A 17,325-nucleotide genomic window follows, 5' to 3' on the forward strand; every position below is an offset into this window, starting at 1 on the left:
ATAAATAAGGTCTGGTATTAACTTCAATACATTATATATCAAATGTTATTATAAGATAATAATATTCATATTCAAATAGCTATTTATTTGTAAAAAAATAAATAGCTATTTTTTTATCTATATATTCATAAATTATTTTTTATTCTTTTTAAAAAATATTTAGCTCCTACTAAAATGCATAATAAAAGAATAACTATTATGTAGGTTATAGTATACAATATCATTAGTCAGAGATACCCATCCTTATTTTAAAGCTAATAAGAATTAATATATATTTTAGTTAATATTGTATGGATATAGGTAAGAAAATTCAATAAAATCATGGAATATTTATAAAAATTTATAATAAATCCAATATTTTTATAGATAACATATAAATTGTGTTATATGATATAATAACTAAAGATGAGGAGGTAGAAAGATGGAGATTGACAGAAATAAACTTACTCCTATGATGAAACAATATTTTGAATGTAAGGATAAATATCCTGATTGCATATTATTTTTCAGATTAGGTGATTTTTACGAAATGTTTTTTGAAGATGCTATAGTTGCATCAAAAGTACTAGAAATCGCACTAACAGGAAAATCTTGCGGTTTAGAAGAAAGAGCACCTATGTGTGGTATTCCCTTTCATGCTGCCGCTTCATATATATCGAAATTAGTAGAAGCAGGATACAAAGTTGCAATTGGAGAGCAAATGGAAGATCCTCAAAGTGTAAAAGGTATAGTAAAAAGAGAAGTAATTCAAGTAGTTACACCAGGTACTGTATTAGAAGGAAGTCTACTTGAAAATAAAAAGAATAACTATCTTATGTCTTTATATAAAGTAAATGACAAGATAGGCCTTTCTTACGTAGATATAAGTACGGGAGAAACAAATGCAACTTGTATAGCAAAAGATAAAGTTATTGAAGAAATAGCCAAGGTTAGTCCTTCAGAAATAATATTAAATGATTTAAGCTTCAAAGATAACTTAAAAAATATAGCCATAATGGGTAATATTTATATAAATGAAAGTTTTGATGAAGATTATTTAAATACAAATATATTAAGTAAATATTTTAGTGAAGATTATTTAAGAACTTTAAGGTTTGATAATGAAAATCTAATAAAAACTAGTTTATGTATACTTCTTAATTATATATATAATACTCAAAAACAAATAACATCAAATATAAATGTAATAACTATATATAATCCAATGGAATACATGGTTCTTGATATGTTTACTAGAATAAATCTTGAGTTAACTCAAACAATTAGGGGTTCTAAGAAAAAAGGATCATTACTACATGTATTAGACAAAACATCAACTGCCATGGGAGGCAGACTTCTTAGAAAATATGTTGAAGAACCTTTAGTTAATAAAAAGAAGATAGACGAAAGACTAGATGTTATTGAAGAAATAAAAGAAGATTTTTCATTAAGAGAAGATTTAATAGATATATTAAAAAATGTCTACGACATAGAAAGAATTTGTGGGAAAATTGCTTTTGAAAAAGTAAGTCCAAAAGAAATGATTAACTTAAAAAATTCCATAGAAAAGCTTCCGCTTTTAAGAGATAGAATAAACTCTTGTGATGGAGATACTATAAAAAAATATATAGATAATATGGAAGACTTAAAAGACATTTATGAGCTAATAAATGAAGCTATCATAGAAGAACCTAGTATTACAATTAAAGATGGAAATATAGTAAAATCATCTTACAATGAAGAGTTAAGAGAACTTAGAGATATTTCAAAAAATGGAGCTTTTATGATAAAAGATATAGAAAACCGTGAAAGAGAAAAAACAGGAGTTAAATCTCTCAAAATAGGATTTAATAAAGTTTTTGGTTACTATATTGAGATAACTAAAGTAAACCTTGCAAACTTAGACTTGGAAGGTGGATATATAAGAAAACAAACTCTAAGTAACGCAGAAAGATTTATAACAGAAGAATTAAAAGAAATAGAAGATAAAATCCTACATGCCGAGGAAAAAATAAAATCATTAGAATATGAGATTTTTGTAAAAATTAGACAAACTATTTACAACAACATTGATAGAATCCAAAATGTGGCTAAAATAATAGGAAATATAGATGTATTTACTTCGTTTGCAACAGTGGCTCATATTAATAACTATGTTAAACCGAGCATTAATAATGATAATAAACTTGATATAAAAAATGGACGTCATCCAGTAATAGAAAACATAGTTGGAGAAGAAAACTTTGTTCCAAATGATACTTATTTAAATAGTGGTGAAAATATTATAAATATAATTACAGGACCTAACATGTCTGGTAAGTCTACATATATGAGACAAACAGCCATAATTTGTCTAATGGCACATATGGGGTCATTTGTGCCAGCAGATTACGCAAATATTCCAATTTCTGATAGGATATTTACTAGAGTTGGTGCCAGTGATGATTTATCACAAGGTCAATCAACATTTATGGTGGAAATGAGCGAGGTTTCTCATATATTAAAAAATGCCACAGATAAAAGTTTAGTTATACTAGATGAAATAGGTAGGGGTACATCGACTTATGATGGGATAAGTTTAGCTTGGTCCATAGTTGAATATATAGAAAAGTATATTAAATGTAAGACTTTATTTGCAACTCATTATCACGAGTTAACTGAATTGGAAAATGAATTTGATGAAGTTAAAAACTACTCTATTGCTGTTAAAGATGATGGAGAAAATATAATTTTCCTTAGAAAAATAATAGATCAAGCAGCAGATAAAAGTTATGGCATTTATGTTGCTAAACTTGCTAAGCTTCCAGATAAAGTTATTAATAGATCATCAGAAATTTTAAAGGATTTAGAAAAAAACCATATATATAACGGCTACGCCATAAATGGAGGAGCTGATAATGAAGATGCCAATTTAGACATAAAGAACAAATGTTCCGGTATAGAAAATTCGGCATTAAACTTAGAATTAGAACTAAAAAAACTGGAAGATAGCAATTTTAAAAATGAAAATGAACATTTAAAACTTGAAAAAGAAAACTTAAATAAGATTTATAAAAAGCTAAAAAAAGATTATGAAAAGTTAAATGGCGAATATGAAAAACTACAAAGAGAAAACTTAGATAATATACCAAATAAAGAAGTGGCGGTAAGTGAGGATCAAATATCTTTTGATGTAGTTAAAGATGATGATATATTAGAGGAAATAAAAAGTCTAGACATATTAAGTATGACACCATTAGATGCAATGAACGCACTTTTCAATCTTCAAAAGAAAACAAAAAAATAGCGCCCACGCAGTGGCTTAAAGAAATAGCGCCCATAAAAACAAATTCTTTGGAGGGATATTATGTCAAAGAAAATAAATATACTAGATGATATAACAATAAATAAAATAGCAGCAGGGGAAGTAGTCGAAAGACCTTCTTCTGTTACTAAAGAATTAATCGAAAACTCTATAGATGCTAATTCTACACAAATAGTTATAGATATAACTGATGGAGGAAAAAAACAAATAAGAATAACAGATAATGGGAGTGGAATTTTATCCAGCGAAGTAGATAAATCATTTTTAAGACACGCTACTAGTAAAATAAAAAAAATAGATGACTTATACGACTTATATTCTTTAGGTTTTAGAGGTGAAGCTTTAGCTTCCATAGCTTCTGTATCTCGTTTGGAGATGATTACAAAAACCAAGGAAGAACCTATTGGAACAAAAGTTATTTTAGAAGGCGGGAAAGAGATTTTAAAAGAGCCTGTGGGAACAAAGAATGGAACTACCATTATTATAAAAGACTTATTCTTTAATACTCCTGCTAGGCAAAAGTTTTTGAAATCTACACATGCAGAAACTATAAATATAAGTGATTTAATTAATAAGCTTGCCATAGGAAATACAGATATACAATTTAAATATATAAATAATGGAAAGTTAATGCTAAATACTCCAGGAGATGGAAAGCTTATTTCTGTCATTAGAAGTATCTATGGAAAAGAGATAGTTGAAAATTTAATTAAAATTAATGAAAAAGGTGAATATTGTAGTATTTCAGGATATATAGGAAATAACAATATTTATCGTTCAAATAAAAACTTGCAGCATATTTACATAAATAATAGATTTGTAAAAAGTAAAATAATATTAGATGCTATAAATGAATCATATAAAAGTATTATACCTATTAATAAGCATGGTATATGTTTTTTAAATATTGATATTAATCCTTCAAAAATAGATGTTAATATCCATCCTACAAAAATGGAAATTAAGTTTGAAAATGATAAGGATTTATATATAGAAATTAGAGATTTATTAAAAAGAAAGTTACTAAATACTGCATTAATTGGTAAATATGAAAGTTATGATAGAAAACCTATTGTAAGTGAAAATAAAGAAGTATATTTAGAAAAAAAAGAAGAAGCTTTAAATACTGTAATTTCAAATAAGATAAATAGTACTACGCCCATAGAAAAATTGGATGATGACAATAAGTTTATGTCTTTTGAAGAGGCTTTAAATAAGGGAAATAATAAAAAAGACCATAATGAAAGTTTAAATAGTAATGATAAAAAAGAAGATATTAAGCTTCAGCATTTAGAAAATAAAAAAGGTGAATACTTTATAGATGGCAATATTGACCTTAGTAAATCATTTACTTTTGACGAGCTAGAAACTTTGAGTAATCTAGATAATAAAAGTAATCATGTTGAAATAATTAAGGAAGAAAATGTTATAAAAAATGAAAATAGATTTTCAATTACTGATTTTAGAGTTGTAGGAAGTATACTTAACACTTATATTGTACTTGAAAAAAATAATTCCATGTACTTATTAGACCAACATGCAGCTCACGAGAAAGTACTGTATGAGGAATATATGAAAAAATTCAAAAGCCATAAAATTGATATGCAAATGTTATTAGATCCTATAGTGGTAGAAATATCAAATGTAGATATGTTAAATGTAGAATCAAACCTTGACTTGTTTTTAAATTTTGGTTTTGAAATTGAGCTATTTGGAAATAATCACATTATGATAAGAGGTGTACCTACTATTTTTGGTAACCCTGAAAGTGAGAAATTTATTCTTCAAATTATTGATAACATAGAGGATTTGAAAAATAGTTATGACTTAAAAGGAGATAAATTTGCCTCAATGGCATGCAGAGCTGCTATAAAAGCAAATGATAAAATTCATACTATGGAAATGAAAAAGCTTCTATCTCAAATGGAATTATGTGATAATCCATTTACGTGTCCTCACGGTAGACCTACCATAGTTGAAATATCAAAAAAAGAAATTGAAAAAATGTTTAAAAGAATTATGTAAGAAAGGATTGCTATGAAGAAAATACCACTTATCATCCTAACAGGACCTACGGCCGTTGGAAAAACGGCTTTATCAATAGAGTTAGCAAAGGACTTAAATGCAGAAATTATATCTGCTGACTCTATGCAAATATATGAATATATGGATATAGGAAGTGCTAAAGTTACTAAAGAAGAAATGGATGGGGTAACACATCACATGATAGATGAAGTTAAACCAGATTTTCCTTTTTCTGTTTCAGAGTTTCAAGATAGAGCAAATAAATATATAAAAGAAGTAGCTAATAAAGGCAAAAATGTGCTAGTAACCGGTGGTACAGGTTTATATCTTAATTCATTAATTTACAATATGGATTTTGCAAAATCCAATAGTAATTCTAAAATAAGAGAAGAATTAGAAAAAGAACTTAATGAAAAAGGCATAGATTATATGCACGAAAAGTTAAAATCATTAGATGGTGAAGCTGCTTCTAGAATACATAAAAACAACACAAAAAGAGTTATAAGAGCCTTAGAAGTATGTTTGGATGGAAAGAAAATGCAAGACTTTTCCAATGATTTAAAATACAATGAAGATTACTCACCAATAATAATAGTACTAAATCGTGATAGAGAGATACTCTATGATAGAATAAACAAAAGAGTAGAAATTATGATGGAAGCAGGATTAGTTGAAGAAGTTAAAAAATTACTAGATATGGGATATGATAAAAACTTAATTTCTATGCAAGGAATAGGTTACAAAGAAATAGTTAAATATCTAGAAGGTGAATATACTTTAGATGAAGCTGTAGAAATAATTAAAAGAGATTCAAGAAGATATGCAAAAAGACAAACAACTTGGTTTAAAAGATATAAAGATAGTGAATGGTTTGATTTGGAGAAGTATGACAATATAGAATTACTTAAAAAAGATATTATGAACTTTATTGAAAATATATCTAAAAATGTATAATATTATAATATAATTGTTTATAGATAAATAGTTTATTTAATATAATTTAGTCGGGAGGATATTATTAATGAAAAATACTGCTTTAAATTTACAAGATTTATTTTTAAATAATGCTAGAAAAGAAAGAGTACCTGTAACAATATATTTAATGAATGGTGTTCAAGTTAAAGGCTATGTAAAAGGATTTGACAGCTATATAGTATTACTAGAAGGTGAAAATAAACAACAAAATCTAATTTATAAACATGCAGTTTCTACAATAGTACCAGGTAAAAGCATAAACATACAAAACACAAATCAAAATAATACAAAGTAATTTAAAGATAAAAGGTACTTATACTAATCTACAAAAATTATAGGTTAATATAAGTACCTTTTTTAATTATTTTCCTTTAAATCTTGAACTTAAATTTTTACTATGATAAAATTTTTAAAGTGACAAATAAAAGAAAATAGGTGAGATTAAGTGCTTAAAGAGACAAGTGAATTACTAAAAGAATATTATGGATTAGATGATGAAACTTTTGATTTATCTAATGAAGTAATGGAAGATATAAAAAATCAATTTGAAAAAATAAAACAAATAAGAGAATTTAATCAATATAAAGTATTAAGAGCTATGCAAAGAGCTCACTTAAGTGATAACCATTTTAACTGGACAACAGGATATGGATATAATGATATTGGACGTGAAAAAATAGAAGAAATATTTGCAGATGTATTTGGAGCAGAGGATGCTTTAGTTAGACCAATAATAGTAAATGGAACTCATGCCCTAAGTTTATGTATCCAAGGGATAGTTAGACCAGGAGATGAAATATTATCAATTACAGAAAAGCCTTATGATACATTACAAGGTGTAATAGGTATAAGAGAAGAAAAAGGATCTCTTAAAGAATTTGGTGTTACATATAAAGATGTGGATTTCTTGCCAGATGGTAATATTGACTTAGAAGGTGTTAAGAAAAAAATAAATGAAAAGACCAAACTAGTAATGATACAAAGATCAAAAGGATATTCTTGGAGAAAATCTTTATCAATCGAAGATATAAAAGAAGCTATAGAAGTGGTTAAATCAGTTAATAAAGACTTAATAGTTATGGTAGATAACTGCTATGGTGAATTCTTAGATACAAAAGAGCCTACTGAAGTAGGAGCTGATATTATGGCTGGTTCTTTAATTAAAAACCCAGGCGGAGGACTAGCTCTAACTGGTGGATACATAGCAGGTAGAAAAGACTTGGTCGAAATGATATCTTATCGATTAACTACACCAGGTATAGGAAAAGAATGTGGTTTAACATTTGGAACTACAAGAAATGTACTACAAGGATTTTTCATGGCGCCATATGTTACATCACAAGCTGTAATGGGTGCAATATATTGTGCTAGAATGTTTGAAAGATTAGGATATGATGTACTTCCAAAATATGATGATTTAAGAAGTGATATTATACAAGTTGTAAGACTAAAAAATGCAGAGGAAGTTATAGCATTCTGTCAAGGAGTGCAAGCTGCAGCTCCAGTGGATTCTTATGTAAAACCAGAACCATGGGCGATGCCAGGATATGAAGATGAAGTAATAATGGCAGCAGGAGCGTTTATTCAAGGATCATCAATAGAACTTAGTGCAGATGCACCAATAAGACCACCATATAATGTTTACTTCCAAGGTGGACTTACATTTGATCATTCAAAAATGGGAACACTAAAAGCAGTAGAATATATTAAAAAATTGAAAAAATAGCATAATAATTTAAAAAAGTCTTAATATATAATTGTATTAAGGCTTTTTTATATATTAAGGGATAGAAGGTGTTTTAATCATATGGAAATATGTATTTTTTTAGGAGCGGGAGCTTCTGCAGCAGAAAATTTACCTATACAAAATGAATTATTTTCTAATTATTTTAAGAACAGTCTTCCTTTGCATCCATATAGCAAAATGAATACAAATCTTAGGGAATTTTTTAAAGAAATGTTTAATATTGACGTTTTACTAGATGATATAGATAAGGTTAACTTCCCAACATTTGAAGAAGTGCTTGGTATTTTGGACATGGCAGAACAAAGAAGAGAATCCTTTAAAAATTTTAGAACAGATACTTATAATAATAGAAGTGGGTCAATTAATATTTTGCGACAATATTTAGTATTATTAACTGCAAATTCAATTAACAATGCAGCAAAAGTTAGTAATAAGTATCACGAGCTATTATTAAAAAATTTAATGGAGAGAGATCAATTGTTTAATACTACTTTTATTAGTGCAAACTATGATATTCATATAGATAATACAATTTCTAAATTATATGATAAAGAAAATATGCCTGTGATGCTAGATTATGGAGTGGATTTTGCTAATTTTAATTTTAAGAATAGCTCTTGGAAAAGACCTTGCGGAAAAACTATAAAACTGTATAAGATACATGGATCACTAAACTGGCTATACTGTCCCATATGTTCAAGTTTAACACTTACTCCATATGAAGGTGGTGTAATGAGGATTTTAAATAATCAAGATGAAGCTACTTGTTTAAATTGTAATGAACGTACAATTCCAATAATAGTTCCGCCTACATATTTTAAAAATATGTCTAATGTTTACTTAAGTAGTGTATGGAACAAAGCAGAAGCCTCATTAAGAAAAGCTGACGTTATTATCTTTTGTGGATATTCATTTCCAGAGGCTGATATTCATATTAAATATATGTTAAAAAGAGTTCAAACAAGTAGAAATAAAAAGCCTTTGAAGATAATAGTATTTAACAATCATGAAAATAAATTAATGTCGGCCTTAAAGAAAGAAGAAATGAGATATAAAAGATTTTTGGGTGAAGATATTATTTTCACTAAAGATTCTTTTCAGGATTTTGCCATGAATCCTTATAAATATATAAGTCTTATAAAAAATAATAATAGATCTTAAAAAGTGATAAAATAGAGTATTAAAAAGTATTAGGGGGGAATAAAAATGTTTGGAGTAATAGTAAACAGTTTAGCTATAATTTGTGGAGGAATACTAGGTTTAATAATAAATAAAGGAATACCTAAACGATTGGATAAATCTATTATGGATGGATTGGCACTTGTAGTTACGTATATGGGAATATCTGGTGCGTTAAAAGGGGACAATCCATTATATGTAATAATATCTATGACAGTTGGCATAATCATAGGTGAGTTAATTGATATAGACAATTTATTGAATAAATTAGGCTCATATTTAGATGAAAAATTATCTAAAAAAAATATATCAAATTCAGATGAAGAAAATAAAATATCAAAAGGATTTGTTTCTTCTAGCTTATTGTTTTGTGTAGGTGCTATGGCTGTAGTTGGCTCTATTCAAAGCGGACTTTCAAATGATAATTCAGTATTACTTGCAAAATCAGTATTAGATGGGATTTCTTCAATATTTTTTGCTGCATCTATGGGAGTAGGAGTATTATTATCAAGCATAGCTGTTTTTTTATATGAAGGAATAATTACCCTAGGAGCTTCTGGTTTATCAAATATACTAAGTACAAATGTTATAACATATATGACATGTGTAGGAAGTTTGTTAATTATGGCCATGGGATTAAATATGCTTAAGGCATGTGATATAAAAGTTGCAAATATGCTACCAGCTATGTTTATTCCTATAATTATGGGGATTTTCAACATTATTTAGAAGAAGTTTTAGACAAATTATTTATTTGGAAGGAATATAACTCTTAAAATCAAATATTTAGTAATAAAATGAATTAATATTTGATTTTTAGGAGGGGAACTAAATGATAACTTTTGATATAAACGGCGCAATAATAAAATTTGATGAAAAAAGAGATGAGTATAACGCAATTAGAAAAAATTTCAAATTGTATGGAGATGAGTGCTCTAAACAATTTACGGAGTATTGTTTAGACAGTGTAACAAATACTAGACATATTAGTGAAAAACACTTTGAATATGGTCAAAATTTAGTTTATGAGGTAATAAGAAAAGGTGTAGAAACTCTTGTTGGATATAATATCATAACAATTGATTTTAATTTATTCAAAGAGCTATATTGTAATAAATATTTAGATTTCGAAAGACTTTTTAATAATGTAACTAGAGATTTATCTAATTCTAGAAATAAAAAAAATATAAAATTGTTTGATATTAAACCAATCATATCTAAGCTTTGCGAATATCTTTATGAAGATTGTTTTAGTGTGCATCTTGCTGTACTAGATGCATTAATAGATAACGGTGTAACAGAAGTGAATTCTTATATAGACAAAAAATCTATTAGACAATCCGATGCTCTTTTTAATAATTATAAAGATGGATTTATTAGCAAGCTAGATGGATGCAAGGTAGTGCAAAAGATTATAATGTCAAATCCATATAGAAAAGAAGTTTATGAGTTTCTTATAAAAGAAGATGGTGATTTTTCTGGTGAAATAGAAAGTCTAGCATCATATTTAGGATTTGATTTAAAAGAATATAAAAGTTTTTTAATGGACATGTATATAAAGGAATTAATGGACAGAGGTGTTGGTGATATTGACACTGCAAAAGAAAAAGTTAAAAAGTATGCAAAATATATAGGTTGTAAAAATGATAGTATTTTCTTAACTAGAATCGACGCTATATATACTTTTGAAAATGCATAGAAAAAAGCTTCTACTTATCAAGTAGAAGCTTTTTATATATTTGGAAAATTCAAAAAACTTTTGTGAATTAGGTTAATATTTTATTTAGTTAATTTTTTTAATAAATAGATATGCAAGATAGTTTTATTGTTAAAATAAATAATATTTACTTAAATCAATATGCGATTAATATTAATGTATATTATTATTAATAATAATTACTAAAAGTAAAATTTTTATTTAATAAAATAATATTTAAAGTGAAAATGCTTAAGATACAAATATAATGAAAGTAAATACAGTGTTTTTATTTATTTTTATTAAACTTACCTATAAAGTAGCATGAGCATTGATTAAAATAATTAATTACTAAAAAGAATAATATTGTTAATTCTTATTATAAATTATATATTAATTACATTTCTATTTTTACAAAAAATTCTGATAATAAAGTATAATAAAAAAAATACTTGAAAAATAGATATAAAAACCGAAAAAATGGTTAAATAAATAACAAAATTACAAGTTTTATGTTTGCTATAATTTCCTTTTTTTGCTAATATTATTATTAGTAGTACATATACCTAATAAAGATACAATTTTTAAATAGGGGGTAAATTAAATGAGTGAAAAATGCTGTTGCGGGACTGATAAATGTCAAGACTTCAAAGAGCTTGGTCCCGTATTAGACAAATATGCCAAAGTACCTGGAAGTTTGATAACTATTTTACAAAAAACTCAAGATATCTATGGATATATTTCAATTGATGCTATGAATTATATTTCAGAGGCAACAGGTATAAAAACTGCCAAAATATATGGCGTTGCCACATTCTATGCGCAATTTAGATTGCAACCAATAGGAAAGTATTTAATAATGTTATGTCAAGGAACTGCATGCCATGTAAATGGATCTGAAATGATTGAAGAAGCTGTTTGTGAATTTTTAAATATTCAAGATGGTGAAACAACAGAAGATGGAAGATTTACATTAAATAATGTTGCATGTTTAGGATGTTGTTCATTAGCGCCTGTTATGATGGTTAAAAGTGCAGATGGTGATGAAACTTATGGAAACTTAACTAAAGATTCTGTTAAAGAAATATTAACAGAAATTAGAGAAAGATCATAGGGGGTGAAAAGTGATGAAAGTTATAATCGGTCAAGGTAGTTGCGGTGTTGCAACTGGAGCAAAAAAGACAGCAGCAGAATTTGAGAGACTTATAGAAGAAAAAAACCTAAATATTAAGGTTGATATTACTGGTTGTGTAGGTACTTGTTACCTAGAACCAATTGTAGATGTATATGACGACGATGAAGTTATGACAAGATATGTAAAAGTAAAACCAGAATGTGCTTTAGAAATAGTAGAAAAACATCTTGTTAAAGGGGAAATAGCCACTGATTTAGAAATATCAGATGAAGATAAATTATTTATAGAAAAACAACAAAGAGTTGTACTTAGAAACTGCGGTTTAATAAATCCTGAAAAAATAGAAGAATACGTCGCAGTAGGTGGATATGAAGCTACTAAAAAAGTTGTAACTTCAATGACACAAGAAGATGTAATAGAAGAAATAAAAGTTTCAGGACTTAGAGGTAGAGGAGGCGCAGGATTTCCTACTTGGTTTAAGTGGAATGCAGCCTTACAAAATAAAGCAGATCAAAAATACATAGTATGTAATGCAGACGAAGGTGATCCTGGTGCATTTATGGATAGATCTGTTCTAGAAGGTGACCCTCATTCACTTATAGAAGGTATGATTATAGGTGGATATGCAATGGGTGCTACTGAAGGTGTTATATATGTTAGAGCTGAGTATCCTCTTGCTATACATAGACTTGAAATAGCTATGGCTCAAGCTAGAGAAAAAGGTTTTCTTGGTAAAAATATATTTGGATCAGGATTTGATTTTGATTTAAGAATAAAAGCTGGTGCTGGAGCATTCGTTTGTGGTGAAGAAACTGCACTTATAGCTTCTCTTGAAGGAGAGAGAGGAATGCCTAGACTAAAACCACCATTCCCAGCTGCAAAAGGATATTGGCAAAAACCTACTAATATAAACAATGTTGAAACTTATGCTAACGTTGCTTGGATAATAGTAAATGGTGGAGCTGCATTTGGTGCAATGGGAACTGATAAGAGTAAAGGTACAAAAGTATTTGCTCTTGCAGGTAAAATTAAAAAAGGTGGACTAGTTGAAGTTCCTATGGGTCTTCCACTAAAAGACGTTATATTTGGAATAGGTGGAGGAATCAAAAAAGATAAAGCATTTAAGGCTGTTCAAATGGGTGGACCATCTGGTGGATGTATACCATCTGCTTTAATAGAAACACCTGTTGATTATGAAAATATAAACAAAACTGGGGCTATTGTTGGTTCTGGTGGTATGATTGTAATGGACGAAACTACTTGTATGGTTGACATGGCAAGATACTTCCTAGATTTCACTAGAAAAGAATCTTGTGGTAAATGTAACTACTGTAGAGTAGGAACTAAGAGAATGCTTGAAATATTAGAAAGAATAACTAAAGGTAAAGGTAAGGATGGCGATATAGAACTTCTTGAAGAATTAGCAGTAAAAATAAAAGATGGTTCTATGTGTGGTCTAGGTCAAACTGCTCCTAACCCAGTTCTTACAACTATTAAATATTTTAGAAATGAATATGAAGATCATATTTATAATAAAAAATGTACAGCTAAATCATGTAAAGCTTTAATTTCATTTAATATAACTGAAGATTGTAAAGGATGTAGAGCTTGTGCTAAAAAATGTCCAGTTGAAGCTATATCAGGTGAAAAGAAAGAAATGCATGTAATAGATCACGATAAATGTATAAAATGTGGTAAGTGCGAAGAAACTTGTAAGTTCGGCGCAATAGTTAGAGGCTAGGGGAGGAGGATGATAATATGAATAAATTCAGATTAAATATAGACGGAAAAGAAGTATTTGGATTACCAGGTCAAACAATTCTTGAAGTTGCAAGAGAAAATGATGTTTTCATTCCTACTCTATGCTACGATGAAAGAACTAAAATATATGGTTCATGTGGTTTATGTGTAGTTGAAATAGAAGGAATGCCAAAAATGGTAAAGGCTTGTGCTACAGAAATATCACCTAATATGATAATAAAAACTAATACAAGCAGAGTTATAGAGTCAAGAAAAACAAATTTAGAGTTATTACTATCTAATCACGTGGGAGATTGTAGACCTCCATGTGTTCTAGCATGTCCTGCAGGTACTGATTGCCAAGGATATGTGGGCTTAATAGCAAATGGCGAATATGATGCAGCCATCGAATTAATTAAAGATAGAATTCCACTACCAGCAGCTATTGGTAGGGTATGTCCTCATCCTTGTGAAGAAAATTGTAGAAGAAAACTTGTGGAAGAGCCAGTATCTATTGCTTGGTTAAAAAGATTTGCTGCTGATAAAGATTTAGAAAGTGAAAATCCATTTATGCCAGAAATAGAAGAAGAAACTGGTAAGAGTGTTGCTATAATAGGTGGTGGGCCAATGGGTCTATCTGCTGCATATTTCTTAAGACAAATGGGTCATAGTGTAACTATAATTGAATCTATGCCTAAACTTGGAGGTATGCTTCGTTATGGGATACCAGAGTACAGACTTCCAAAAGCAGTTTTAGATGAAGAAATAGCATTAATCGAAAGTATGGGTGTTAAAATGATACCTAATACTAAAGTTGGTGTTGATATACCATTTGAAACTATAAAAGCAGACTATGATGCTGTACTTCTTGGAATAGGCGCTTGGGTGTCTACTGGTGTTAGATGCAAAGGTGAAGATAGTGAAGGTGTTATAGGTGGTATAGACTTCCTAAGAAAAGTTGTTAGAAATGAAGAAATAAAACTTGGTGAAAATGTGGCTATAGTTGGTGGTGGTAACACTGCAATGGATGCTTGCAGAACAGCCGTAAGACTAGGAGCTAAAAAAGTTTATAATATATATAGAAGAACTAAAAATGAAATGCCTGCTGATATGGTAGAAATAGTTGAAGCTGAAGAAGAAGGAGTAATCTTCAAAAACTTAACTAATCCTATTGAAGTTATTGCAGACGAAAATGGAAAAGTAAAACAAGTAGTACTTCAAGTTATGGAACTTGGTGAAGCTGATGCTTCAGGAAGAAGAAAACCAGTACCAGTAGAAGGAAAAACTGAGACTATAGATATAGATACTATGATTTTAGCTATAGGTCAAGCAGTAGATGCTTCTAAATTTGAAGGTATGGATAAAACTAGAAAAAATGCCATAGCTTATGATAAAGATACATTTATGACAAGTATGCCAGGTGTATTTGCTGGTGGAGACTGTGGTAATGATAAGATATCAATAGCAGTAGAAGCTATATCAGATGCTAGAAAAGTATCAGATTCTATAGATGCTTATTTAAATGGTGAAGTATTAAAGTATGAAAAACCATTTGTTGTTGAAAGATTTGATATAACTGAGAAAACATTTGAAGATAGAGAAAGAATGTGTAGACCAGTTATGGATCAATTAGAAGCAGAAGAAAGAAAAGATAATTTTACTGAAGTAGTATTCGGATATGATGAAGAACAAGCAGTAAATGAAGCTTCTAGATGTTTAGAATGTGGTTGTCATGATTACTTCGAATGTAAATTAATAGATTATGCTAATCAGTATGATGTTCATCCAGAAAGATTAGCTGGAGATAAAAATGTAATAGAATTTGAAGATGATCATCCATTTATAGTAAGAGATCCTAACAAATGTATACTTTGCGGACTTTGTGTAAGAGTTTGTGATGAAGTTATGGGTGTTGGAGCTTTAGGACTTGTTGACAGAGGTTTTGATACTGTTGTTAAACCATCACTTGAAAAACCTTTAGCAGAGTCTGGATGTATATCTTGTGGACAATGTGTAAGTGTTTGTCCAACAGGAGCACTTCAAGAAAGACAAAGTGTAGTTAAAGAAGTTCCACTTGAAACAGATGTTACAGACACTACTTGTTCATTCTGTTCAGTAGGATGTTCTCTACATTTAGAATCATATGGAGATATGTTAATTAAATCTAACCCAGATAAAAATGGTCCAGTAAATAGGGGACTTTTATGTGGCAAAGGTAAATGGGGATTTGATTGTTCAGTTCTAGAAGGAAAATTAACAAATTCACTTATAAAAGGTGAAGATGGATTTAGAGATGCTGATTATCATGAAGCTTTAGTACTTACTGCTAAGAAAGCTGAAAGTATAGCTGCTAAACATGGTAAAGATGCTGTTGCTGTTGCTATATCAGATAGATTTACAAATGAAGAAGCTTATGTAATGAAAAAATTAGCTGACACTATGGGAGCAAAAACACTTTGCTTTAATAATGTTGAAAGCGGATTAGAAAAAGTTCTAGGATTAGATGCTTCTCCTAATACAATTGATGAATTACTAGCTACAAATGTAATAGTTACTTTTGGATTTGTAATGGAAAACAATCCAGTAATTCAACTTAAATTAAAACAAGCTGCTGAGCAAGGGGCAAAAGTATATGTAATAAACCCTAAAGAATATGAAGTAAATAACTTTGATTTTGCTACAAAAGTCGTATATGTTGAAAATGACTTAAGCGCTGTTAAAGAAATAGCGAAAGCTTTAATAGAAATGGGTAAAGTTTCTTCAATGGATAATTTTGAAGATTTTAAAGCTTCATTAGATAATGTTTCTGTAAGTGATGAAATAAAAGAAATAGCAAATGCTTATGCTACAGCTAAAAAAGCAATGCTTGTATTCCAACAAAATGTAGTTTCAGTTGAAGTTGCTACTATGATAGGAAATATTGCTTTACTTTCAGGACATATAGGAACACCTAGAGATGGTGTACTTCAAATAAAAGCTAAAAACAATTCTCAAGGATTAATTGATATGGGAATAAAAGCTGGAGTAGAAGCTCTGGACGGTGTTAAAGGACTTCTATGCTTTGGAGAAAATCCTAATGTTAATTTATCTGATTTAGAGTTCTTAATGGTTTTAGATACTCATATGACTGAAACTTGTGATATAGCTGATGTTATTATACCAGGTACTGGTTTTGCATCATCAAATGGAACATTTACTAATACAGAAAGAAGAATACAAAGCGTAAATGCAGCTATAGATGAAAATGTATTATATAATTATGAAGTTGCAGCTGAAATAGCTCATGTATATGAAGTAGATTTTAACTATAGAGATACTGCTGATATAAGCATTGAAATGGAAGATGTTTTACCTAAATATAAATATGCTAAACTTGGAGAAGTATATGGTAATGTATTAACTCCAGATGATGCTAAATTTGTAGTGGTAAATGATGGAGAATTTGTAAATATTCATAATTGTACTGACAATTTAATGAATATTATAAATGAAAGATTACCAAAGCAAGTTAAATAATATATATTACTCTATATAAATAATGGAGC

Annotated in this window: 11 protein-coding genes; all 11 read left to right on the forward strand. The window is 28.7% G+C overall.

The window, feature by feature from the left end; all coding sequences use genetic code 11:
• The first annotated feature begins 421 nt into the window (after positions 1–421).
• The 11 genes from mutS to K0039_RS09665 all read left to right on the forward strand — a co-directional run bounded on the left by mutS (position 422) and on the right by K0039_RS09665 (position 17,296).
• A complete protein-coding gene (mutS, locus tag K0039_RS09615; RefSeq protein WP_228104835.1) occupies positions 422–3,265 on the forward strand; it encodes a DNA mismatch repair protein MutS in 2,844 nt (947 codons plus the stop codon).
• 60 nt (positions 3,266–3,325) lie between these two features.
• The gene (gene mutL / locus K0039_RS09620) at positions 3,326–5,308 is read left to right on the forward strand and encodes a DNA mismatch repair endonuclease MutL (protein ID WP_228104836.1); all 1,983 of its coding nucleotides are present in this window, start codon (positions 3,326–3,328) and stop codon (positions 5,306–5,308) included.
• Positions 5,309–5,320: 12 nt separating this feature from the next.
• The gene (miaA, locus tag K0039_RS09625; protein ID WP_228104837.1) at positions 5,321–6,262 is read left to right on the forward strand and encodes a tRNA (adenosine(37)-N6)-dimethylallyltransferase MiaA; all 942 of its coding nucleotides are present in this window, start codon (positions 5,321–5,323) and stop codon (positions 6,260–6,262) included.
• Positions 6,263–6,329: 67 nt separating this feature from the next.
• The gene (gene hfq / locus K0039_RS09630; RefSeq protein WP_228104838.1) at positions 6,330–6,578 is read left to right on the forward strand and encodes an RNA chaperone Hfq; all 249 of its coding nucleotides are present in this window, start codon (positions 6,330–6,332) and stop codon (positions 6,576–6,578) included.
• A 150-nt stretch (positions 6,579–6,728) separates the two neighbouring features.
• Positions 6,729–8,009, forward strand: a complete 1,281-nt coding sequence (locus tag K0039_RS09635; protein WP_228104839.1) for a methionine gamma-lyase family protein — start codon at positions 6,729–6,731, stop codon at positions 8,007–8,009.
• 81 nt (positions 8,010–8,090) lie between these two features.
• On the forward strand, positions 8,091–9,191 hold the full coding sequence (locus K0039_RS09640; protein ID WP_228104840.1) for an SIR2 family protein: 1,101 nt from the start codon (positions 8,091–8,093) through the stop codon (positions 9,189–9,191).
• 45 nt (positions 9,192–9,236) lie between these two features.
• Positions 9,237–9,938, forward strand: a complete 702-nt coding sequence (locus K0039_RS09645; protein WP_228104841.1) for a DUF554 domain-containing protein — start codon at positions 9,237–9,239, stop codon at positions 9,936–9,938.
• Between the two features lie 103 nt (positions 9,939–10,041).
• Positions 10,042–10,908: a kinase gene (locus K0039_RS09650; RefSeq protein WP_228104842.1), complete on the forward strand. Its 867-nt coding sequence runs from the start codon at positions 10,042–10,044 to the stop codon at positions 10,906–10,908.
• Between the two features lie 601 nt (positions 10,909–11,509).
• Positions 11,510–12,019 carry an NADH-quinone oxidoreductase subunit NuoE gene (gene nuoE / locus K0039_RS09655; RefSeq protein WP_228104843.1) on the forward strand — a complete coding sequence of 170 codons (510 nt, stop codon included), beginning with the start codon at positions 11,510–11,512 and terminating at the stop codon, positions 12,017–12,019.
• A 13-nt stretch (positions 12,020–12,032) separates the two neighbouring features.
• The gene (locus K0039_RS09660) at positions 12,033–13,781 is read left to right on the forward strand and encodes an NADH-quinone oxidoreductase subunit NuoF (protein WP_228104844.1); all 1,749 of its coding nucleotides are present in this window, start codon (positions 12,033–12,035) and stop codon (positions 13,779–13,781) included.
• A 17-nt stretch (positions 13,782–13,798) separates the two neighbouring features.
• Entirely contained in the window at positions 13,799–17,296 is a 3,498-nt protein-coding gene (locus tag K0039_RS09665) for an FAD-dependent oxidoreductase (RefSeq protein ID WP_228104845.1), read from the forward strand.
• The last annotated feature ends 29 nt before the right edge of the window (positions 17,297–17,325 follow it).

It is taken from the genome of Terrisporobacter mayombei (genome assembly GCF_020748465.1).
GTDB classification, from domain to species: domain Bacteria; phylum Bacillota; class Clostridia; order Peptostreptococcales; family Peptostreptococcaceae; genus Terrisporobacter; species Terrisporobacter mayombei.